Here is a 20,695-nt window from a genome sequence, read left to right as displayed (position 1 = left end):
GCCAGCAGATCGGCCGCTGCGAACCGGAGGATTCAGCCCGCGCTCACACCATCAGGCGACACCAACACCACTCAAAGGCTCACGAACCGCCCTCTCAGATCGATCCCCACATCCGTGCGATCGAGCGCGGACCGGGTCCGGGAGTAGAGCTGCCGGACCGCGAGCACGATCGGGTACTCGGGGCCGAAGCGCCGTACATACGCGTCGGCGACCAGCCGGATCTCCTCGTCGGCCTCGCCGAAACGGCCCAGGAGGTTTCCGGGCCAACGGAGCACCGGCGACAGCAGTCCCTTCCGCTCCGATGCGGAGCGCGGCCACACGACAGTCCTGGCGTCTTCCGTGCGGCATCGTTCCGGACCGTCCGTGACGGGCAGGTCGTCCGTGGGACGGAGTACCGGACGAGCCTGGGAGCCGACCGGCAGCCTGGATGGCGCGCCGGCCGAACGCCGGCCGAGCAGCCGAGTGGGGAGGTTGCAGGCGAGGATGCGGCGGCGTCGGGCGGTCCTGCAGCCAGGCCGCGCGGCTCGCTGCGACGGCATGTCAGCGAATCGTGTCCGCGTGCGTTGCGGCCTCTAAGCAGCCGCAGGTGGCGGCAGACGAGTCGGGCTGTACGCCGGGTTCTGTGCCCCGGGCCCTCGCGGGCGTCGGGGTGACGGCCATCCATCTAGGGCCGGTGTTGCCACCGGCCTCGTGCGGTCTACCCGGGGGCTCGGGCGGGCAGCCCTCGAACGTCCCCGCAGAAGCACCGGGGTGCTTCCTCTTGACCTTGCTCCGGGTGGGGTTTACCTAGCTGCCCAGGTCACCCTGGGCACTGGTGGTCTCTTACACCACCGTTTCACCCTTACCGAGGACCGAGGTCCCCGGCGGTCTGCTTTCTGTGGCACTGTCCCGCGAGTCGCCTCGGGTGGCCGTTAGCCACCACCCTGCCCTGTGGAGCCCGGACGTTCCTCGGGGAGCCCCCGAAGGGAACTCCACGCGGCCGTCCGCCCGGCTCGTCTGCCGTGTGGACCATGTTAGCGGGCGCCGGCCTCGTCCCGTTCCGGGCGGGGGGCCGAAGCGGGTCCGCGGCGGAGCCACTGACGTGCGGGGCGGACCGGCGCCGGGTCCGCCGAGCCCGTGGACACCGGCCCCGTCGGTACCGGCCCCGTGGACGCCGGCCCCGTGGACGCCGGCCCCGTCGACGCCGACACCTTCGGTGCCGAGGCCATCGTCGCCAGGACCGATCCGGTCAGGATCAGCGCGAAGGAGATCGCGATCGTCGCGGTGAAGTCCTCGCCGAGGAAGAGCGCTCCCGCCGCCACCGCCACCGCCGGGTTGACGTACGTGATCACCGTCGAGCGGGTCGGGCCTATCTCCTTGATCAGTTCGAGGAAGGCGACGAAGGCCACCGCCGTGCACAGGACGCCCAGGGCGAGGAGGGACAGGAGGGCGTTGGAGGAGGGCATCGAGGTGGGCCAGGTGGCCGCGGCGGCGGGGGCGTAGACCAGCGTCGCCAGGGTCAGGCAGGGCGCGATGAGCTGCAGGGTCGGGACGTCCTTCAGTCGGCGGGCCGCTATCAGGGGGGCCGTCGCGTAGCCGACGACCGTGAGGAGGACCTCGGCGAGGGAGCGGGCGTCGCCGCCGGTCAGGTGGGGGACCGTGAGGACCCCTACGCCCGCCAGGCCGATCAGGAGGCCCGTCACCCGTCGTGCTCCCAGGTGTTCCGCGTCGCCGAAGTAGCGGGCCGCCACCACGCCCACGATCGGTACGCCCGCGATCAGCAGGCCCGCCGTGGAGCTGGACAGGTGGCGTTCGGCGTCGGTGAGGGTGAACCAGGGGCCCATGATCTCGATGCACGCGAAGGCCAGCATCGGGCGCCAGTGGGTGCGGATCGTCAGCCAGAGGCCTCCCTGGCGGATCGCCAGCGGGAGCAGGAGAAGGGCGCCCACCGCGCAGCGGGCGAACACCACGGTCGACGGGGACACCTCGTCCACCGCCACCTTGATCATCAGATAGGGGATGCCCCAGATCACTCCCATGAGGGAGAAGAGGAACCAGCCTCGTGCAGTCATGCGTACAGGATCGGGGTCAGGAGCGTCCTGGGTCTTGAACGCTGTTGCGGTAGGCGGCCGGGGTCACGCCGAGCACCCTGCGGAACCAGCGGGTGAGGTGGGCCTGGTCGGCGAAGCCCACCAGGGCGGCGGCCTCGGCCGGGCGGACGCCCGAGTCGAGGAGGGCTCGGGCCCTGGTCACCCGGTACTGGGCCAGCCAGGCGTACGGGGGCACGCCCATCGTCGTACGGAAGGCGCGCAGGAGCTGGTAGCGGGACAGGCCCAGGTCGGACGCCAGGGCGGCGAGGGAGGGTGGGGCGGTGAGTTCGTCGGCGAGCCGGTCGCGGACCAGGAGGGACACGTGCTGCGAGCCGGGGACGGGGTCCGTCACCGGGCGGGCCGTGGAGTGGCGGTGGGACAGGGCCGTCAGGAGCCACGGCAGGCGGGACTCCGCTTCCAGGGGGTCGGGGCAGGTGGCCAGGTCGTTGTGGGCCTGGCGCAGGGCGGCGGCCAGTTCCGGATCGTCGAGGACGGCGTCGCGGAAGTGCGGGGTGCCGGCGCCGAGCGTGCCGTCCGCCAGCAGGGACGGGTCGGCGTACAGGGCGCGGTAGGCGTAGCCGTCGGTGGTGGTGGCCGGGCGTCCGGTGTGCATCTCGCCCGGCGCCAGGACGACGATCGAGCCGGGGCCGTTGTAGACGCGGCCGCCCCGGTAGTCGATCACCTCGGAGCCGCCCACGCACACCCCGATGGTGAACTCGGCGTGCGCGTGCGGCGCGTACACGTGCTTGTCGAACCGTGCCGTCAGCAGGTCGAGCGGCGGGCCGCAGCGGCCCAGCCGGGCCCTCGTCCACCGTGCTTGTTCCGCCACCTTCGGTACCCCCTCTGCCCGACAGGGGGAACAACCTCAGGTGCCGGTTTCATGCCCTGTCCGCGCCATCCGCTCCAGCGCGTCGAACGCCTCGCCCATACGGTCCCGGTGGTCCCGCGCGACCTCCGGGAACGACTCGCCCGCCAGCTGGCGACGGACCGAGGTGACGCACACCGAGCGGTACGCGGCGACGATCACGGCCGCGAGCAGCTCGGGGTCGCCCTGTCCGGCCTCGGCGAGTGCTCCGGCCAGCGCCCGTTCCACCTCCTCGGCGCCTTCGCGGGCCCGTGCCAGCAGTGCCGGGGAGGCGGCCACGACCGGCCAGAAGCCCTCGAAGCCCTCGCCGACGCCGCCCAGCGGATGGCCCGCGTCGATGAACCGGAAGGCCAGGCCGCGCAGTGCGGTGAGCGGGGGCTCGTCGTCGGCGCGGTCCCGTACCGCGCCGGAGAAGGCCGCGACGGCCTCCGGGATGCGGTCGAGGAACAGGTCCTCCTTGCGCGGGAAGTAGTTGAAGACGGTCATCGCGGAGACGCCGGCCGCCCGCGCGACCTCCGCGACCGTCACCTGGTCGAAGCCGTGTTCCCGGAACATCACCGTCGCCACGTTCGAGATGCGCTGCCGCGTCTCGCGCTTCTTGCGCTCCCGCAGGGTCTCCCCCGGCCTGCCTCCGGGCCTGTTCTCATCGATCACAGGAAAACTATAGCCGCTCGAAACTTTTAGTGACTACAGTTAAGTCATGACGACGACTCATGACAGCAGGAACGACCGGAACGATCGGAACGACGAGACCTACGACGTGGTGGTGGCCGGCGGTGGGCCCGTCGGGCTCTTCCTCGCCGGTGAGCTGCGGCTCGGCGGGGCGAATGTGCTGGTCGTGGAACGACTGGCCGAGGTGGACGTGACCATCAAGGCGGGCGGCATCAACACGGCCGGCGCGGTGGCCCTGTACCGGCGGGGCATGCTGCCCGAGCTCGCGGAGGCCTGGGAGCGCAACCGGTGGCGGTTGCAGGCCTTCCTCGGGGAGCGCGAGACCGGCGCGGAAGCCGAGCGAGCCGCCCCCACTCCGCCCAAGTTCGCCGGGCACTTCGCCGGGATCATGATGCGCGGTGACCTGTTCGACGGTTCCGACCCGGCCTTCGCCGACGTGGGCCCCGCCGACCGGGTCGGCCTCGGTGTCCCGCAGGCCGAACTGGAGCGGATCCTGGGCGCCCGTGCCGAACGGCTCGGCGTCGAGGTGCGCCGGGGCGTGGAGCTGACCGGCTTCGACGCCGACGAGGACGGGGTGCTGATACACCTCGGCACGGGCGGGCCGGTGCGCGCCGGGTGGCTCGTGGGATGCGACGGCGGACGGAGCACCGTCCGCAAGCTCGCCGGGATCGGCTTCCCCGGGACCGAGCCGGAGATCACCGGCTATCAGGCGGTCGTGGAGATGAGCGGCGGCGAGCGGCTCGGGAAGGGCTGGACCACCACCGACGTGGGGACGTACGTCAACGGGCCGTTCCCCGGCCGGATCCTCACCGTCGAGTTCGACGGGCCGCCCGCCGACCGCACCGCGCCCGTCACCGCCGACGAGCTCCAGGCCGCCCTGCGCCGGGTCTCGGGGGTGCCCGAGGTGACCGTCCACGAGGTGCACTCCTCGACCCGGTTCACCGACAACGCCCGGCAGGCGAGCACCTATCGCCAGGGCCGGGTGCTGCTCGCGGGGGACGCGGCGCACGTGCACTCGCCGTTCGGCGGGCAGGGGCTCAACCTCGGGCTCGGCGACGCCATGAACCTCGGCTGGAAGCTCGCCGCCGTGACACAGGGGCGGGCCCCGGAGTCCCTGCTCGACAGCTACACCGCCGAACGGCACCCTGTCGGCGCCTGGGTGCTGGACTGGACCCGCGCCCAGATCGCCGTGATGCGGCCCGACAGGCACGCTCGCGCCCTGCGGCGGGTGGTCACCGACCTCGCGATGACGACGGCCGGGACGACGTACCTCGTCAAGCAGATCTCCGGCGTCCGGCAGCGGTACGACCTGCCCGGCGAGCACCCGTCGACCGGCGGGAGCGCCCCGGACCTGGAGTTCTCCGACGGCACCCGGCTCGGTGAGTGTCTGCACGGCGGCCGGGCGGTGCTCTTCGACCTGGCCGACGACCCCAAGCTGCGCGCCCGCGCCGAGGAGTACGGCGACCGGATGGACGTCGTCACCGCCGTCTGCCCGGGACGGCCGGAGCTGACCGGCCTGCTGGTGCGGCCCGACGGGTTCGTGGCCTGGGCGGCGGACGGGGACGACGGCCGGGGGGACGAGCTCGCCGACGCGCTGGCCCGCTGGTTCGTCACCGCCTGAGCCCGCGGCCTCTCCGGCTACGACCGCCACCGCGGGCTGTCGCGGCCGCTCCAGCTACGACAGCCACCGCGGCTCACGCGGGAGCGAACCGCACTTTCGTCGTCCCCGGGTCGGCCTGGGTCAGCCGCACCGGCAGCCGTTCGCCCAGCGGAAGCGGCGCGCCGGCCTCGATCCGGGCGATGACGGCGGGCTCCTGCAACAGCACCTTGCCGACGGTCGGCCGGCGTTCCTCGACCTCCACCACGCACCCGTCGAAGACCTCCCCGACCCGGTCCCGGAGCAGGGCCGCCTCGACGATGTCGACGCACTCCCGCTCCACCGTGCCGGCCCGCCGCGCCCCTTCGGCCATCTCCTTGGGGAGCACGTCGAGCGCCATCAGCACCCAGTCGGGCGGCTCCTCGCCTGCCGCCGCCGCCAGGCACAGCTCCGAGGCGTAGCGGTCGGCGAGGCGGCGCAGCGGCGCGGTGCAGTGCGCGTAGGGGGCGGCTACGGCCGCGTGGGTGCTGATCGCGGGCGGCACGCCGTCCCGGAAGACGGTGTAGCCGGCGCCGCGCAGCAGCGTGGTGCACTCCTGGAGGAAGGCGGCGTGCCGGGGGCGGCGCGGATTCAGGGAGCGGATCAGCGCCGCGTACGAGACATGGTGGGGCCACTCGATGTGCAGGGCCGTGGCGGTGCGGCGCAGCCGCGCGACCGCGCCGTCGGGGGCGGTGGGCAGGGTGCGCAGGACTCCGGTGCCGTGGGCGAGCATCAGATCGGCGGCGGTCATGCCGGTGAGCAGGGAGATCTGGGCGTTCCAGGACTCGGCGGGCAGCGGGGCGCGGTAGCTGAGCCGGTAGGTGTGGTCGTACTCGACGATCTCCTGCTCCGGCACGTTGAGGGAGATGCCGCCGCGCTCGACCTCGAGGCGTTCGCGGGCCTCGCCGACCTCCCTGAGCAGGGCGAGGGGTTCCTCGGCGGTTCCCTCGTCGATCCGCTGCTGCACGCCGGCGTAGTCCAGCTTGGCCCGGCTGCGGACCAGGGACCGGCGGACGTCGGCGGACCTGGTCCGGCCCTCCGCGTCCAGGTCGATGGTCCACAGGACGGCCGGACAGGTCTGGCCCGGGAGCAGGCTGGCCGCGCCCTCGCCGATCACGGCGGGGTGCAGGGGGATCCGCTCGTCGGGGAAGTAGAGCGTGTTCACCCGGTGGTGCGCCTCGGAGTCCAGATCGCCGCCGGGGACGACGAAGGCGGCGGCGTCGGCGATGGCGTACCGGACGCGGTAGCCGCCCTGGTGCCGGGAGAGGTGCATCGCCTGGTCGAGGTCCATGGAGGCGGGCGGGTCGATGGTGAGGAAGGGGATGTCGGTCGCGTCGTGGGCGGGCACGGCCGGGTACCTGGCGGCGGCCTCGGCCTCCGCGAGCACCTCGGGCCGGAAGCCGTCCGGGATGCCGAGGTCGTCGCGGAGCGCGGCGAGCGCGGCCCGCAGGGGTGCCTCTGGAGCTCCCTTGACGCGTATGTGGCGGCTGGGCATAGGTCGAGCGTAGTCACATCGTGCCGGTACGGCGCTCTACGCTGGCGCGGAGCGTCGATGCGGGAACCTGATGATCCTGGACCCGACGGTCCTGATGGCGTTCCTGATGGTGTTCCTGATGGTGTTGATGGTGAAGAAGAGGAGTACGTGTGCTGGTCCTGCTGCCGCCCTCGGAGGGCAAGGCGTCCTCGGGCCGGGGCGCCCCGCTGAATCCCGGGTCGCTGTCCCTGCCGGGGCTCGCGGACGCCCGCGCGGCCGTGCTCGCCGGGCTGGTCGACCTGTGCGCCGGCGACGAGGAGAAGGCGCGCGAGGTGCTCGGGCTGAGCGAGGGACTGCGCGGCGAGGTCGCGAAGAACGCCGGGCTGCGAACGGCGGGGGCCCGGCCGGCCGGGGAGATCTACACGGGGGTGCTGTACGACGCCCTCGGTCTGGCCTCGCTGGACACGGCCGCCAAGCGGCGGGCCGCGCGGTCGCTGCTGGTGTTCTCGGGGCTGTGGGGCGCGGTCCGGGTGACGGACCGGATTCCCTCCTACCGCTGCTCGATGGGGGTGCGGCTGCCGGGGCTCGGGGCGCTGGGGACGCACTGGCGCAAGCCGATGGCCGAGGTGCTGCCCGAGGCGGCCGGATCGGGGCTGGTGCTGGACCTGCGGTCGGCGGCGTACGCGGCCGCGTGGAAGCCGAAGGGCGAGGTGGCCTCGCGGACCGCGACGGTACGGGTGCTGCACGCGCCGACCCGCAAGGTGGTGAGCCACTTCAACAAGGCGACCAAGGGGCGGATCGTACGGAGTCTGCTGACCGCCGGGATCGCGCCGGGCGGTCCGGTCGAGCTGGTGGAGGCGTTGCGGGACCTCGGGTACGAGGTGGAGGCCGCGGCGCCGGGGCGGGCGGGGCAGGCCTGGGCGCTGGACGTGCTGGTGGACGAGATCCACTAGGAGGCGCCGGATCCACGCCACCAGGAGACGTCTGTCGCTGCACATCCGGGGACGTCTGCCGCTGCACACCCGGAGAGACCTGTCGTCGCACACCCGGAGAGACCTCTCGTGGCACGACCGGAGAGACCTCGTTGCATGCTGCGCAACGGGCTTTGCGTGGTGCGCAGCGCCCCGGCAGGATGTCGGCCATGCCCACCTCCGTGCTGGACCTCGCGCCCGTCGTCCCCGTCGTCGTGATCGAGGACGCGGGCGACGCCGTACCGCTCGCGCGGGCGCTGGTGGCCGGGGGGCTGCCCGCGATCGAGGTGACCCTGCGGACCCCGGCCGCGCTGGACGCGATCCGGGCGATCGCCGGCGCGGTGCCGGACGCGGTGGTCGGGGCGGGCACCGTGCTGACGCCCGGCCAGGTCACCGAGTGCGTGGCGGCCGGGGCGCGGTTCCTCGTGAGCCCCGGGTGGACGGACGGGCTGCTGGCGGCGATGGCCGGGTCCGGGGTGCCGTTCCTGCCGGGTGTGTCGACCGCCTCGGAGGTGGTGGCACTGCTGGAGCGCGGGGTCCGGGAGATGAAGTTCTTCCCGGCACAGGCCGCGGGCGGCACGGCCTATCTCAAGTCCCTCGCGGGGCCGCTCCCGCAGGCCCGGTTCTGCCCGACCGGCGGCATCGGCGCGGACAACGCCCCCGAGTACCTCGCCCTGCCCAACGTCGGCTGCGTGGGCGGCACGTGGATGCTCCCGCCGGACGCCGTGGCCGCCCGCGACTGGGCCCGCGTCGAGTCGCTGGCGCGGGCCGCGGCGGGCCTCAGGAACGCAGGTGGGACGTGTCGTTGAAGAGCCGAACGCTCGCGTTGCCGTCCGCGTAGTACGCCACGGCCGACAGCGAGGCCGCCGACAGTTCCATGCGGAACAGGGACTCGGCCGGGGCGCCGAGGGCGAGCCGTACGAACGTCTTGATCGGCGTGACGTGGGTGACCAGCAGGACCGTGCGGCCGCGGTGGGCCGCGACCAGCCTGTCCCGGGTGGCGGCGATACGGATCGCCGTCTCGGCGAAGCTCTCGCCGCCGCCGGTGGGGTGGGCCTCCGGGTCGGCGAGCCAGGCGTCCAGGTCGTCCCGGTGGCGCTCGCGGACCTCGCCGAAGGTGAGACCCTCCCAGGCGCCGAAGTCCGTCTCCCTGAGCCCCTCCTCGACCGTGACGTCCAGGCCGAGACGCTCGGCGACGGCCGCGGCGGTCTGCCGGGTGCGGGTGAGCGGGGAGGCGAGGATCGCCTCGATCGTGCCGCGCCGGGCGAGGGCGTCGGCGGCGGCCCGCGCCTGCCCCAGGCCGACGGGCGACAGGGCGGGATCGGTGCCGCCGCTGCCGGAGAACCGCTTCTGGGGGGTGAGGGGGGTCTCGCCGTGGCGGAGGAGGACGAAGGTGGCGGGGGCGCCGAGGTCAGGGGCCGCACTCCAGCCGGGGCTCGCGACCTGGCTCGCGGCGCGGGTGTCGGCGGTGGGCTTGTCGGCCGTCGTCACAGTGCCGGTGCGTGGGGGTTGCTCGCGCCCACGCGGCGGAGCCGCACATGTCTCAGCCCCGCGCCCCTGAAGGGGCGTTGACCCAGCCGCCGGTTCCCACCGCTCGCCCCGTTTGCCCGCGTCCATCGCCTCGTTGGCGAGGCGGTCGGCGTGCTTGTTCTCGGCCCGCGGGATCCACTCGTAGGTCACGCGGTCCGCGGGGAAGACCCGGCCCGCCTCCAGCGCCAGGGGCTTCATGTCGGGGTGCTTGATCTTCCAGCGGCCCGACATCTGCTCGACGACCAGCTTGGAGTCCATGCGGACGTGGACCACGGCCGCCGGGTCCAGGTCGCGGGCCGCGCGCAGTCCCGCCAGCAGCCCGCGGTACTCGGCGACGTTGTTGGTGACGACACCGAGGTACTCGGCCGCCTCCGCCAGCGTCTCCCCGGTCGCCGCGTCGACGACCACGGCGCCGTAGCCGGCCGGTCCCGGGTTGCCCCGGGAGCCGCCGTCCGCCTCGACGATGAACTCCCTCGCCACGTGCGCCCCTTGGCTACAGGCCGGACTCGGACGTGCGGACCAGGATGCGGCGGCAGTTCTCGCAGCGCACGACCGTGTCGGGCGCGGCCGAGCGGATCTCGTTCAGCTCGGTGATGGCGAGTTCCTGGCGGCAGCCCTGGCAGCTGCGGGCGTACAGCTTGGCCGCGCCGATGCCGCCCTGCTGCTCCCGCAGCTTGTCGTAGAGCTTGAGCAGGTCCGCGGGGACCGTGCCCGCGATGACCTCGCGCTCCTTGGTGACCGTGGCCGCCTCGGCGTCGAGTTCGCCGGACGCGGCGTTGCGGCGGGCGGTGGCGTCGTCGATCCGGCCCTGGACGGCGCCGGTCCGCTCGGTGAGTTCGGCGACCCGCTCCTGCGCGGACTCGCGGCGCTCCATGACCTCGAGGACGACGTCCTCCAGGTCGCCCTGGCGCCTGGCGAGGGAGGCGATCTCCTTCTGGAGGTTCTCCAGGTCCTTCGGGGAGGTGACCGCGCCGGAGTCCAGGCGCTGCTGGTCACGGGCGGCGCGCTGGCGCACCTGGTCCACGTCCTGCTCGGCCTTGGTCTGCTCGCGGGCGGTGTCGCTCTCCTCGGTCTGCGCGGCAACGAGCAGGTCGCGCAGCTGGGTGAGGTCCTTGGTCAGCGAGTCGATCTCGGCGTGCTCGGGCAGCGACTTCCGCTTGTGCGCCAGCTGCTGGAGGCGGACGTCCAGGGCCTGGACGTCGAGAAGTCGGATCTGGTCGGCGGGCGCGGCGTTCAGTTGGGGGCTCCAAGGGACGGTGAGTGGCTGGTCCAGGGGTCGGTGACCGTCGTGGAGACGTGCACGCGGAGGTCCCAGCCGTGGCGGTCGGAGATCTCGTCGAGCTGGGCTGCGGCCAGCTCGCACCAGGGCCATTCGGTGGCCCAGTGCGCCGCGTCGAGCAGCGCGAGGGGGCTGTGGGACACGGCCTCGGAGGCCGGGTGGTGGCGCAGGTCCGCGGTGAGGAAGGCGTCCACCCCGGCGGCGCGCACGGCGTCGAAGAGGCTGTCGCCGCTGCCGCCGCTGACGGCGACCCTGCGGACGAGGGCCTCGGGGTCGCCGGCGACGCGGATGCCCTGCGCGGTGGCGGGCAGCCGGGCGGCGGCCCGCGCGGCGAGGTCGCGGACGGTCACCGGGTGGTCCAGTTCGCAGATCCGGCCCAGGCCCCGGCGGCCCTCCGGGTCGGTGGCGTCCGGCACCAGGGGGCCCACCACCCGCAGGTCCAGGGCTCCGGCGAGCGCGTCGGAGACGCCCGGGTCGGCGGTGTCGGCGTTGGTGTGGGCGACGTGCAGCGCGATGTCGTTCTTGATGAGGGTGTGGACCGCGCGGCCCTTGAAGTGGCTCGCGGCGACCGTCGTCGTACCGCGCAGGTACAGGGGATGGTGGGTGACCAGCAGGTCGGCGCCCAGTTTCACCGCCTCGTCGACGATGTCCTGGACCGGGTCCACGGCGAACAGGACCCGGGTGACCGGCTGCTCGGGGTCGCCCACGACGGTGCCGACCGCGTCCCAGGACTCGGCCCGCTCGGCGGGCCACAGGTTCTCCAGCGCGGCGATGACTTCTGACAGACGGGGCACGGGGAAAAGGCTACCTGTCCCTTCCCCGGGGCCGTACCTGCTCACCCGCGGGAGACGGCGGCCAGCACACCCGTCCCCGTTTCCTCAGGTGAATCGTCGAGTGTGCACCCGTATGTGTGAAGCCGCCGACTGCCGCTCCCCCGTCTGTGCGTGCGAAAACTAGCTTCGTGGCCGGAGGTGACCGAGCGATGACGGCCTGTGCGACCGAACCCTCGGCTGCGGACGAGGACGACAACGCGCCGAGAGCGAGCTGCACCATCACGGCGGACGGGGCCTACGCGGCCCGGCTGGCCGAGCAAAAAGGTTCCGAGCAGGAAGGTTCCGAGCGGGAGGGCGCCGGGCGGGAGGGCGCCTGCGGTTCCTGGTACCCGGAGCGGTGGACGCTGGACGGGCCGGAGCCGTACGCGGTGCCGCTGCCCGGCAACCAGCCCGAGGAGGCGGACACCGAGGTGCAGCCGATGGGCGACGGGCGGGTGCTCATCCACCGGCTCGTGGACGGGCGGCACCACTTCACCCTGCTCTACCCGACCGGGCCCGGCACCGGTGAGCTGCCGCTGGGCGCGGTGGAGTGCCCGGACGCGGGGGCCTCGCTGCGGCTGCTGCCGCCCGCCCCCGGCGGCCGCACCGCGTACGCGCTGGCCGTCGGGCCGCGCACCTCCACCGTCTGGCTGGTGGCGGGCGGGGCCTTCGGGCCGGAGCGGCTCGCGGTGGTGCCGGGGCGGTGCGCGGGCGGGGTCTGGCTGGACCGGGGCGGGCGGATGCTGGCCCTGGACCGGGAACTGGGCGGGCGGACCAAGGCGGTCGTGGTCGATCTGGGGCGGGGCGGCGAGGTGTCGCCGCTGCTGCAGATCGCGGCGGACAGCGACGACCGGCTGCTGCTCGCCGACCCGGACAGCGGACTGATCCTGGTCGGCTCGGACGCGCCCTCCCCCGGGCAGGAACGATTGGGCTGGGGCGTCCTCGGCAGCACGCTGCCGGTGCGCTTCCCGGAGAGCCTGCGACCGGACGCGTGCACGGTGACGCCGTTCGCGATCCAGCCGGGGCTGGTGCTGATGCCGGAGAGCTGCGCGGTGGCGCTGCGCGTCGACGGCCCGCTCGGCAGCTGGGTCGGGGCCTGGCGGCCGAGGTCCCGCCGGATGTGCCACCTCGCGGCGCCGCAGGGCTGGCTGGCCGGCGCCGGGGTGTGGACACAGGACGGGGTGCTGCGGCTGCCGTACGCCACGGGGGAGGTCCCGTGCGGCGTGGCGGAGGTCGCGGTGCCCTGGGGGGAGACGGGGGAGTACGGGGGAATGGGGGACGCGGGCCCGGGGGATCCGGTTCGGGACGGTGCGGCTGCCGGGGCGTCGAGCACGCCCGGGGAGTCGGCCGAACCGGATTCCCCGGCGCCTGTCGTGGCCCGTCCGGTGCCCCTGCAGCAGGCCCCGCTGGGACGGCTCGTGACGAAGTAGGCGGATGGTTCTCGGAGAGGCGGCCGGACGGCCCGGGGCGATGGCGTGGCGCGGCCCGCGACGGTGTCGTGGCGCGGCCCACGGCGATGGCGTGGCGCGGGCCGTGCCGGCGTTGTGGAGCGGTTCGCGGCCAAGGCGCGGAGCGGTTCGCGGCGAGAGCGTGGAGCCGCTCGTAACGAAGCAGAGGCGGCTTGTAACGAAGTAGCACCGGTCGGCGTGCCTGCCTGGATTCGCCCCGTGGTGGGTTGGTTACACTCGCCGCGCTGTAAGAAAGATGATGTTGACGGGGTGAATTCTTCCGATGAGCGACACCAGCACGTCTCAGCACCTGTCCGCCGACCTGGAGGAGTCCGAACGCCACGGCAAGCACCGTGGCCCGGTCTCCGTCCAGGACGGCGAATCGGCCCCGAGCGGCCGGCACCGCAAGCCGGAGCCGGCCGAGACCGCGGCCTGACGGTACGCACGACAGCGGCCCCGCCCCGAGAGGGGCGGGGCCGCTGTCGTCCGCCGTCCCCGTCCGTCCTACTGCCGTTTCAGCGCCAGCACCTCCGCCGCCGCGAAGGTCTCCCCCGGCGGCCGCCCGGCGTAGTGCGGGGTGAGCAGGGCGTCCAGTTCACCGTGGTCGAAGGTGTCCTGCTTGCTGTCGAACCGGGCCTGGACCCGGGGTCGTTCGACGATCGCGACCATGCCCCCGTGCACGACGAGCAGTTGCCCGTTGATCCGCCCGGCGGCCGGGGACGCCAGGTAGCCGACGAGCGGGGCGACGTGCTCGGGGGCGAGCGGGTCGAGGCCCTCGGCGGGCCGCTCGAACCCGGCGAAGACGTCCTCGGTCATCCGGGTGCGGGCGCGCGGGCAGATCACGTTCGCGGTCACGCCGTACTTGGCGAGGGCGAGGGCGGTGGAGGTGGTCAGGCCGACGATGCCGCCCTTCGCGGCCGCGTAGTTGGGCTGGCCCGCGGATCCGGCGAGGAAGGCCTCGGAGGAGGTGTTGACGATCCGGCCGTACACCTGCGCGCCGCCGCCCGCCTTGGACCGCTCCCGCCAGTGCTCGGCCGCGAAGCGGGTGGTGTTGAAGTGGCCCTTGAGGTGGACCCGGATCACCGAGTCCCACTCGTCCTCGGTCATGGAGAAGACCATGCGGTCGCGCAGGATGCCGGCGTTGTTGACGAGGATGTCCAGCTTGCCGTAACGCGTTGTCGCCAGGGTGAGAAGGTCTCGCGCCTGGGAGAAGTCCGCGATGTCGCCGGTGTGGGCGACGGCCTCGCCGCCCGCCGCCCGGATCTCCTCGGCGACCTGCTCGGCGGGACCGGTCGACGCTGTCCCCGAACCGTCCCGGCCGGACTGCCCGAAGTCGTTGACGACCACGGCCGCGCCGAGCCGGGCCAGTTCCAGCGCCTCGGCCCGGCCGAGACCCCGGCCCGCGCCAGTGACGACCGCGCTGAGCCCTTCCAACGGCCTGCGCGGCCTCCCCGCCGCCTCCAGCGGCCTCCCTGGCTGCTCCTGCGGTCGCCCCGCCGCCTCCTGCGGCCCCCGCGGCTTCTCCTGCGGCATACGGCGGCCCCTCAGATCTCGATGCAGGTGCGCAGGGCGGTGCCGGTGCGCATCTGGTCCAGGGCCTCGTTGATCTCCGCGAGCGGCACCCGGTGGGTGATCAGGCCCTCCAGGTCGACACGGCCGGCCCGCCACAGGGCGATGGTGCGCTCGTAGGAGGCGACCACGTCACCGCCGCCGTACATCGACGGCAGGATCCGCTTCTCGTCGAAGAACAGCTCGAACATGTTGAGTTGGAGGAAGTCGTCCATGGCACCCGCGCCGACGACCACGAGGGTGCCGCCGCGCCGGGTGTTCTCGTACGCCGTGCGGGCGGTGGCGGACCGGCCGACGACCTCGAAGACGTAGTCGAATCCCTCACCGGCCGTCACCTCCTGTTTCGCGCCCGACAGTTCGTCGGGCGAGACGGCCCTCGTGGCCCCGAACCGGAGTGCGGCCTCGCGGCGGGAGGCGACCGGGTCGACGGCGACGATCTCGGCGGCCCCCTTGAGCCGGGCGCCCTGGATCGCCGAGATCCCGACCCCGCCGCACCCGATCACGGCGACCGACGAACCGGCCTCCACGTCGGCCGTGTTGAGGGCCGCGCCGAGCCCGGTGGTGACCCCGCAGCCGATCAGCGCGGCGATGTCGAAGGGGACGTCGTCCGGGATCGGCACCGCGCACCCGGCGTCGACCACGACCTCCTCGGCGAAGGTGCCGGTGCCGGCGAAGCCGAAGACGTCGCCGCCGGGGCGCCGGAAGTTGGGGGTTCCGGCGTTCATGAACCCGGCCAGGCACAGCTCGGTCTGCCCGCGCCGGCAGGCCGGACAGGCCCCGCAGGCCGGCAGCCAGCAGACGACCACCCGGTCGCCGGGCTTCACGCGGGTGACGCCCTCCCCCACTTCGAGGACCTCGCCGGCGCCCTCGTGGCCGGGCACGAAGGGCGCCGGCTGCGGCAGCACCCCGTTCATCGCCGACAGGTCCGAGTGGCACAGCCCGGTGGCGCGCACCCGTATCCGCACCCTGCCGGGGCCGAACCCGACCGCCTCGACGTCGTCGAGGACCTCAAGCTTCTCCTGGCCTATCTCCTGCAGTACGGCTGCGCGCATGGTGCGGCTCTCCCCTCAACTGCGTTCTCGACCGAGCTGGTTCAAGCGGATCAGGTGCGACGGGCTGGATCAGGTGCGACGGACGGACGGAGCGGGACCGGTGGACGGAGCGGGCGGGACCGGTGGACGGAGCGGGACGGACGGAGCGGGCGGGACGGGTCAGGAGTGTTCGACGACCGTGTCGGCGAGGGCGGGCGCGTCGTCCCGCTCGACGGCGCTGACGGCGACCCGGACCCGTGCGTCGCCCCGCCACATGCGGATGCGCAGGGTCTCCCCCGGGTAGACCACGCCGGCGAACCGGGTCGTGTACGACCGCACCCGGCTCACGTCCCCGTCGAGCAGCGTGTCGACGACCGCCTTGAGCGTCATGCCGTAGGTGCACAGCCCGTGCAGGATGGGCCGGTCGAAGCCGGCGAGCTTGGCGAACTCCGGGTCGGCGTGCAGTGGGTTGTAGTCGCCGGAGAGGCGGTAGAGCAGGGCCTGGTCGTCGCGGACCGGCCGGTCCACGGTGCGGTCGGGCTCGCCGGCGGGCGGATCGGTCCGGGTGGCCGGGCCGCGGTCGCCGCCCCACCCGCCCTCGCCGCGCACGAAGATCTGCGCGTCGTTGGTCCACAGCGGCCCGTCGGCGTCGGCGACTTCGGTGCGCATCACCAGGACGGCGGCCTTGACCTTGTCGTACACGGCGGCGATCCGGCCGGTGGCGGTGGCCGTGCCGCTCGCGGGCAGCGGGCGGTGGAGGGTGAGGGACTGGCCGCCGTGCAGCACCTTGGCGAGGTCGACGTCGATGCCGGGCATGGAGAGTCCGTTGATCACTCCGGGTGAACCGGCCCCGGCGACGGTGGCGAAGCTGGGCAGCACGTGCAGCCGGGACTCCAGGGTGTAACGCAGTTCGTCGGGGTCGGTGGCGGGGCGGCCCGCGCCGATGCCCAGGTGGTAGAGCTGGACGTCCCGGCGCTCCCAGCTGATCTCCCCGGTCCGGGGTTCGGCGGCGACGGCCTTGGCTGCGTCGATGGGCATACGGCTCCTGAGGTTTCTCAAGACCTCGGCGCGACCGTCCGCACCGTCGGCCGCACCGAGGTCGTCCACGGGGCGGGTCCAAGGGGATGTCCCTAGAACGCGTTCCAGTCCAGCGCCCCTTGTATAGCCGAGCGCTCCACACTTGTGAAGACTCCTGACACAGTGTCAGATCCGATCGGGCGGGGCCAGGACATTTGTCCTGCCCGAGTCCGTACAAGCGCATCTGCCGCGCGGGGCCCGGGCTCCCTAGCGTCGTAGTCATGACATGGACAGGTGGGACGGCGGGCCGGACGGAACGTGCCGTGTCCTTCGCGGGGGCGGTCAAGACCTTCGGGACGGTGCGCGCGGTGGACGGGGTGGATCTGGAGATCGGGCACGGTGAGACGGTCGCGCTGCTCGGCCGCAACGGCGCCGGCAAGTCGACGGCGATCTCGCTGCTGCTCGGGCTGAACGCGCCCGACGCCGGCACCGTCGAACTGTTCGGCGCGCAGCCGGCGAAGGCGGTACGCAGCGGGCTGGTCGGAGCGATGCTCCAGGAGGCCCGGGCGGTGCCCCGGGTCACCGTCGGCGAGCTGGTCACGTTCGTGGCCCGGCGCTATCCGGCGCCGATGCCCGTCGCGCGGGCCCTCGAACTCGCCGGCATCGGCGAGCTGGCGGGGCGCCGGGTGGACCGCCTGTCGGGCGGCCAGACACAACGCGTCCGGTTCGCCGTGGCGCTGGCCGGGAATCCTTCGCTGGTCGTCCTGGACGAGCCGACGGCCGCCCTGGACGTGGAGGCGCGGCACGCGTTCTGGCAGTCGATGCGGGCGTACGCCCGGCGCGGCCACACCGTCCTGTTCTCCACGCACTACCTGGAGGAGGCGGACGCGCACGCCGACCGCATCCTCGTCATCGACCGCGGCCGGATCGTCGCGGACGGCACCGGCGAGACGCTCAGGCGGGCCGCGGGCGGCAGTCTCGTCTCCTTCGACCTGGCGGGCGGCGCCACCGAGGGACTGGCGCTGCTGCCGGGCGTGCGCTCCCTCGAAGTGCGCGGCGACCGCGCCCTGCTGCGCACCGACGACTCGGACGCGACCGTGATCGCGCTCGCCGCCCGGAACGCCATCCGCGGCCTCGAGGTCGCCCCCGCCTCCCTCGACGACGCCTTCCTGGCCCTGACGTCCCCGCGCGAACGGGAGCCGGCGTGACATCCGGCCCCGCGCGCGAAACCGCCACGGCATCCCTGAACGCCCCCTCCCCCGCCCGCACCGCCTCTGAGACGGAGACCGTCCGATGCTCGACTACCTGCGCCTCGAAGTACGCCGGACCCTGCGCGACGTCGGCTTCGTCATCGGCGGGATCGCCATGCCGGTGATGATGTACCTGCTCTTCACCAATCTGGGCGGCGACGACGGCGGCTACCGGACCCAGGCCATGGTCGGCATGGCCGCCTACGGCGCGGTCGGCTCCGCCCTCAACACCGGCGGCGGGGTCGCCGAGGACCGTGCGATCGGCTGGCTGCGGCAGCTGAGGGTGACACCGATGACCCCGCGCCAGGTCGTGCTCGGCCGGGCGCTGACCGGCTCGGTGACCGTGCTGCCGGCGATCGTCGCGGTGCTCACGGCGGGCGGCCTGGTCAACGGCGTGCGGCTGGCCGCCTGGCAGTGGGCGGGCATCGCGCTGCTGCTCTGGCTGGGCTCGGTCCCCTTCACCCTGCTCGGCCTCGCCAACGGCTACGGCCTGACCGCCCAGACCACCGGCGTGGCGAACATGGCCTGCAATCTGGGGCTCGCCGTGATCGGCGGCCTGTGGTTCCCGATCAGCCTGTTCCCGCACTGGCTGCGTGCCGTCTCGGCGTACACCCCGACCAGCCGCTTCGCCGAGCTCGGCACGTCCGTCGCCGACGGACACGCCCCGGCCCTCGGCGCGGTCACCGTCCTGACCGCTTGGCTGCTCGCGTTCGGTTCGTACGCTGTGATGGCGTACCGCCGGACCGGGCGGACCGTATGACCGGGGGAGCGAGCGAGATGTCCTGGACGCGAAGGATCACCTGCCGGCTGCGTGCGTGGCGGACCGGACGGGCCCGGTGGAAGGCCGACATGGCCGAGTTCAAGGCCGCGCAGAAGGAGTCGCGCCGTACCGGCCGGCGGTCCGAGCACCCGGGCCCGCCGGCGACCGGCTTCACCCTGCTGCCCTGGCTGCTGCTGGGTCTCGGCTCCTTCTCCAACCTCCTCCAGGGCAAGACCCCCAACCCCTGGATCGGCGGCCTGGGCCTGCTGACCTTCAACTCTCTCTACATCTACGTCGTGTTCCGCTCCTTCGTGAAGGAGGCCCGCGAGGCCGTCGCCACTCGGGTGGCGCTCGGCCTGATGAGCCTGCTCACCTGCGGCCTCGCCCTCGGCTACGGCGGCAGCTGGCTGTACTTCTTCCCCCTGCTCGGCCTGGCCACCGGCGCCTGCCTGCGCGGCCCGAACCTCGGCCGGATCGGTCTCGCGCTGACCGCCCTGGCGGCGGCCGTCTCCACGTTCCGCTCGGGCTGGGACGGGATCAACGTCGCCTACGGCACCTTCCTGTCCACCATGGTGACCGCCGCGATCCTCTCGCTGTCCGAGGCGGTGCGGGAGCTGCGTGCCGCCCGTGAGGAGCTGGCCCGGCGCGCGGTGGAGAAGGAGCGGCTGCGCTTCTCCCGGGACCTGCACGACCTGCTCGGGCACACCCTCTCGGTGATCGTCGTCAAGTCGGAGGCGGCCCGGCGCCTCGCCCCCCGTGACATGGACGCGGCCCTCTCGCAGATCACCGACATCGAGTCGGTCGGCAGGCAGGCGCTCACCGAGATCCGCGAGGCGGTCACCGGCTACCGCGAGGGCAGCCTCGCCACGGAACTCGACCGGGCCCGCTCGGTCCTGTCCGCGGCGGGCGTCGAGCCGGTCGTCCGGCAGACCGGGACGCCGCTCGCCCCGCAGACCGAGACGCTGCTCGGCTGGGTGGTTCGCGAGGCGGTCACCAACGTGATACGGCACAGCGACGCCGCTCACTGCGAGATCACCGTCGACAGCGGCGCCGAGCGGGTCCGGCTCACGGTCGGCGACGACGGCACCGGCGCGCGCGCCGCCGAGCCCCGCCGGGAGGGCGTCGGCGGCACCGGGCTGAAGGGGCTGACCGAACGCCTCGCGGCGGCGGGCGGCTCCCTGGAGGCCGGCCCGTCCCCGCGCGGCGGTTTCACGGTCACCGCGGAGCTCCCCACCGAGTCGCTGGAGCTGCTGACCGCCATGACGGTGACGCCGGCGCCCGCGCCGGCCGCGCCCGGGACGGACCGACCGACGGACTGACCGACGGGCTGACCGACGGGCTGACCGACGGGCTGACCGGCGGACTCATCAACGGCCGTACCGTCAGCGCTCGGAGGGGCGGTCCTTCGACCGCGGCCGGTCACCGCCCGGGCCCCGCGGCACGGAACGGAGAACTCTCCGGCCGCCGGGCCCACGGCTGGTGCCGCGACCGGAAAGGGTTCACCGGCTCGCGACGCCCGGCACGGCACCTCGCCGCGCCGTCGCACCGCCCGGGTACGTCAGGTACGCGGGCGATGCTCCGCCTCTCGACGCACCGCACCGGACGCCGCGAGTTTTCCGGCAAACCCTTCCGGTCACAGCACTAGGCTTGGGCCGTGTACGAGCCTGCGAACGAGATGCCCCGGGACCACCGGCCCGCCAAGTCGATCAGGGTGCTGCTCGCCGAGGACCAGGGCATGATGCGCGGGGCCCTCGCCCTGCTCCTCGGGATGGAGCCGGACATCGAGGTCGTCGCCCAGGTCGCGGCGGGCGACGCGATCGTGGACGCGGCGCTGAACCACCGGCCGGACGTGGCCCTCCTCGACATCGAACTGCCGGGCATCAGCGGCCTGGACGCGGCGGCCGAGCTGCGCGACCAGGCGCCCGACTGCCGGGTGCTGATCCTGACCACCTTCGGGCGGCCCGGCTACCTGCGCCGGGCCATGGAGGCCGGGGCCGCCGGCTTCCTCGTCAAAGACGGCCCCGTCGAGGACCTGGCCCGGGCGATCCGGCAGGTGCTCACCGGGGAGACCGTGGTCGACCCGGCGCTCGCGGCGGCCGCGCTCAGCGCCGGGCCCAATCCGCTCACCGCCCGCGAGTGCGATGTGCTGAAGGCGTCGGTGGACGGCGCGACCGTCGCCGACGTCGCGGCGAAGCTGCATCTGTCGGAGTCGACGGTCCGCAACTACCTGTCCGCCGCGATCGGCAAGACCGGTACCCGAAACCGCACGGAGGCGGTACGGGAGGCCCGGCAGCAGGGCTGGCTCTGACCTC

At 73.6% G+C, this 20,695-nt stretch carries 20 protein-coding genes and 1 other RNA gene; 9 read left to right on the top strand and 12 right to left on the bottom strand.

Going from position 1 to position 20,695, the window contains the following annotated elements; all coding sequences use genetic code 11:
* Positions 1-71: 71 nt before the first annotated feature.
* From ACFY3I_RS43085 to ACFY3I_RS43065, 5 genes are all read right to left on the bottom strand, one after another.
* A complete protein-coding gene (locus ACFY3I_RS43085; protein WP_390866409.1) occupies positions 72-275 on the bottom strand; it encodes a hypothetical protein in 204 nt (67 codons plus the stop codon).
* 318 nt (positions 276-593) lie between these two features.
* An RNA gene (gene rnpB / locus ACFY3I_RS43080) (RNase P RNA component class A) lies at positions 594-995 on the bottom strand.
* 18 nt (positions 996-1,013) lie between these two features.
* A complete protein-coding gene (locus ACFY3I_RS43075; RefSeq protein WP_390866408.1) occupies positions 1,014-2,051 on the bottom strand; it encodes a DMT family transporter in 1,038 nt (345 codons plus the stop codon).
* Between the two features lie 16 nt (positions 2,052-2,067).
* Positions 2,068-2,898, bottom strand: a complete 831-nt coding sequence (locus ACFY3I_RS43070) for an AraC family transcriptional regulator (protein WP_390866407.1) — start codon at positions 2,896-2,898, stop codon at positions 2,068-2,070.
* A gap of 36 nt (positions 2,899-2,934) precedes the next feature.
* On the bottom strand, positions 2,935-3,585 hold the full coding sequence (locus ACFY3I_RS43065; RefSeq protein WP_390866412.1) for a TetR/AcrR family transcriptional regulator: 651 nt from the start codon (positions 3,583-3,585) through the stop codon (positions 2,935-2,937).
* Between the two features lie 49 nt (positions 3,586-3,634).
* On the opposite strand from ACFY3I_RS43065, the gene ACFY3I_RS43060 reads away from it, so the two are divergent.
* A complete protein-coding gene (locus tag ACFY3I_RS43060) occupies positions 3,635-5,227 on the top strand; it encodes an FAD-dependent monooxygenase (protein WP_390866406.1) in 1,593 nt (530 codons plus the stop codon).
* A 73-nt stretch (positions 5,228-5,300) separates the two neighbouring features.
* Here ACFY3I_RS43060 and ACFY3I_RS43055 read toward each other — a convergent pair whose 3' ends face one another.
* Positions 5,301-6,737 carry an RNB domain-containing ribonuclease gene (locus ACFY3I_RS43055; protein WP_365295915.1) on the bottom strand — a complete coding sequence of 479 codons (1,437 nt, stop codon included), beginning with the start codon at positions 6,735-6,737 and terminating at the stop codon, positions 5,301-5,303.
* A gap of 149 nt (positions 6,738-6,886) precedes the next feature.
* Here ACFY3I_RS43055 and yaaA point away from each other — a divergent pair, with 149 nt between their 5' ends.
* Positions 6,887-7,669 (top strand): peroxide stress protein YaaA, encoded by a 783-nt coding sequence (gene yaaA / locus ACFY3I_RS43050; RefSeq protein WP_365295917.1) that lies wholly within the window; start codon positions 6,887-6,889, stop codon positions 7,667-7,669.
* A gap of 179 nt (positions 7,670-7,848) precedes the next feature.
* Positions 7,849-8,496: a bifunctional 4-hydroxy-2-oxoglutarate aldolase/2-dehydro-3-deoxy-phosphogluconate aldolase gene (locus ACFY3I_RS43045; protein WP_390866405.1), complete on the top strand. Its 648-nt coding sequence runs from the start codon at positions 7,849-7,851 to the stop codon at positions 8,494-8,496.
* Here ACFY3I_RS43045 and ACFY3I_RS43040 read toward each other — a convergent pair.
* From ACFY3I_RS43040 to ACFY3I_RS43030, 3 genes are read right to left on the bottom strand one after another with little or no spacing between them, the layout of a single operon-like run.
* Positions 8,468-9,697 carry a bifunctional RNase H/acid phosphatase gene (locus ACFY3I_RS43040; RefSeq protein ID WP_390866404.1) on the bottom strand — a complete coding sequence of 410 codons (1,230 nt, stop codon included), beginning with the start codon at positions 9,695-9,697 and terminating at the stop codon, positions 8,468-8,470. The two genes, ACFY3I_RS43045 and ACFY3I_RS43040, sit on opposite strands and share 29 nt — an antisense overlap.
* Before the next feature lie 13 nt (positions 9,698-9,710).
* Complete coding sequence (locus ACFY3I_RS43035; protein WP_365295971.1) at positions 9,711-10,454, bottom strand: C4-type zinc ribbon domain-containing protein; 744 nt, start codon at positions 10,452-10,454, stop codon at positions 9,711-9,713.
* Complete coding sequence (locus tag ACFY3I_RS43030) at positions 10,451-11,290, bottom strand: Nif3-like dinuclear metal center hexameric protein (protein WP_390866403.1); 840 nt, start codon at positions 11,288-11,290, stop codon at positions 10,451-10,453. Before ACFY3I_RS43030 ends, ACFY3I_RS43035 begins: the two co-directional genes overlap by 4 nt.
* A gap of 188 nt (positions 11,291-11,478) precedes the next feature.
* Between ACFY3I_RS43030 and ACFY3I_RS43025 the strand changes: the two genes are divergently transcribed.
* Together ACFY3I_RS43025 and ACFY3I_RS43020 are read left to right on the top strand one after the other, a co-directional pair.
* A complete protein-coding gene (locus tag ACFY3I_RS43025; protein ID WP_390866402.1) occupies positions 11,479-12,738 on the top strand; it encodes a hypothetical protein in 1,260 nt (419 codons plus the stop codon).
* 301 nt (positions 12,739-13,039) lie between these two features.
* Positions 13,040-13,192: a hypothetical protein gene (locus tag ACFY3I_RS43020; protein WP_365295926.1), complete on the top strand. Its 153-nt coding sequence runs from the start codon at positions 13,040-13,042 to the stop codon at positions 13,190-13,192.
* A gap of 68 nt (positions 13,193-13,260) precedes the next feature.
* Here the strand turns inward: ACFY3I_RS43020 and ACFY3I_RS43015 are convergent, their stop codons facing one another.
* From ACFY3I_RS43015 to ACFY3I_RS43005, 3 genes are all read right to left on the bottom strand, one after another.
* On the bottom strand, positions 13,261-14,289 hold the full coding sequence (locus tag ACFY3I_RS43015) for a 3-oxoacyl-ACP reductase (protein WP_390866401.1): 1,029 nt from the start codon (positions 14,287-14,289) through the stop codon (positions 13,261-13,263).
* 11 nt (positions 14,290-14,300) lie between these two features.
* Positions 14,301-15,377, bottom strand: a complete 1,077-nt coding sequence (locus tag ACFY3I_RS43010; protein WP_390866400.1) for a Zn-dependent alcohol dehydrogenase — start codon at positions 15,375-15,377, stop codon at positions 14,301-14,303.
* A 159-nt stretch (positions 15,378-15,536) separates the two neighbouring features.
* Positions 15,537-16,394 (bottom strand): MaoC/PaaZ C-terminal domain-containing protein, encoded by an 858-nt coding sequence (locus ACFY3I_RS43005; RefSeq protein WP_390866399.1) that lies wholly within the window; start codon positions 16,392-16,394, stop codon positions 15,537-15,539.
* A 260-nt stretch (positions 16,395-16,654) separates the two neighbouring features.
* Here ACFY3I_RS43005 and ACFY3I_RS43000 point away from each other — a divergent pair, with 260 nt between their 5' ends.
* The 4 genes from ACFY3I_RS43000 to ACFY3I_RS42985 all read left to right on the top strand — a co-directional run bounded on the left by ACFY3I_RS43000 (position 16,655) and on the right by ACFY3I_RS42985 (position 20,691).
* Positions 16,655-17,581 carry an ABC transporter ATP-binding protein gene (locus tag ACFY3I_RS43000; protein WP_390866398.1) on the top strand — a complete coding sequence of 309 codons (927 nt, stop codon included), beginning with the start codon at positions 16,655-16,657 and terminating at the stop codon, positions 17,579-17,581.
* 85 nt (positions 17,582-17,666) lie between these two features.
* Positions 17,667-18,383: an ABC transporter permease gene (locus ACFY3I_RS42995; RefSeq protein WP_390866397.1), complete on the top strand. Its 717-nt coding sequence runs from the start codon at positions 17,667-17,669 to the stop codon at positions 18,381-18,383.
* 17 nt (positions 18,384-18,400) lie between these two features.
* Positions 18,401-19,702: a sensor histidine kinase gene (locus ACFY3I_RS42990; RefSeq protein ID WP_390866396.1), complete on the top strand. Its 1,302-nt coding sequence runs from the start codon at positions 18,401-18,403 to the stop codon at positions 19,700-19,702.
* 356 nt (positions 19,703-20,058) lie between these two features.
* Positions 20,059-20,691 (top strand): response regulator, encoded by a 633-nt coding sequence (locus tag ACFY3I_RS42985; protein ID WP_390866411.1) that lies wholly within the window; start codon positions 20,059-20,061, stop codon positions 20,689-20,691.
* Positions 20,692-20,695 lie beyond the last annotated feature (4 nt).

Source organism: Streptomyces sp. NPDC001068 (genome assembly GCF_042897315.1).
Classification (GTDB): domain Bacteria; phylum Actinomycetota; class Actinomycetes; order Streptomycetales; family Streptomycetaceae; genus Streptomyces.
The sequence above is the reverse complement of the archived record's forward strand: the minus strand, read 5'-3'. Positions and strand labels throughout refer to the sequence as shown.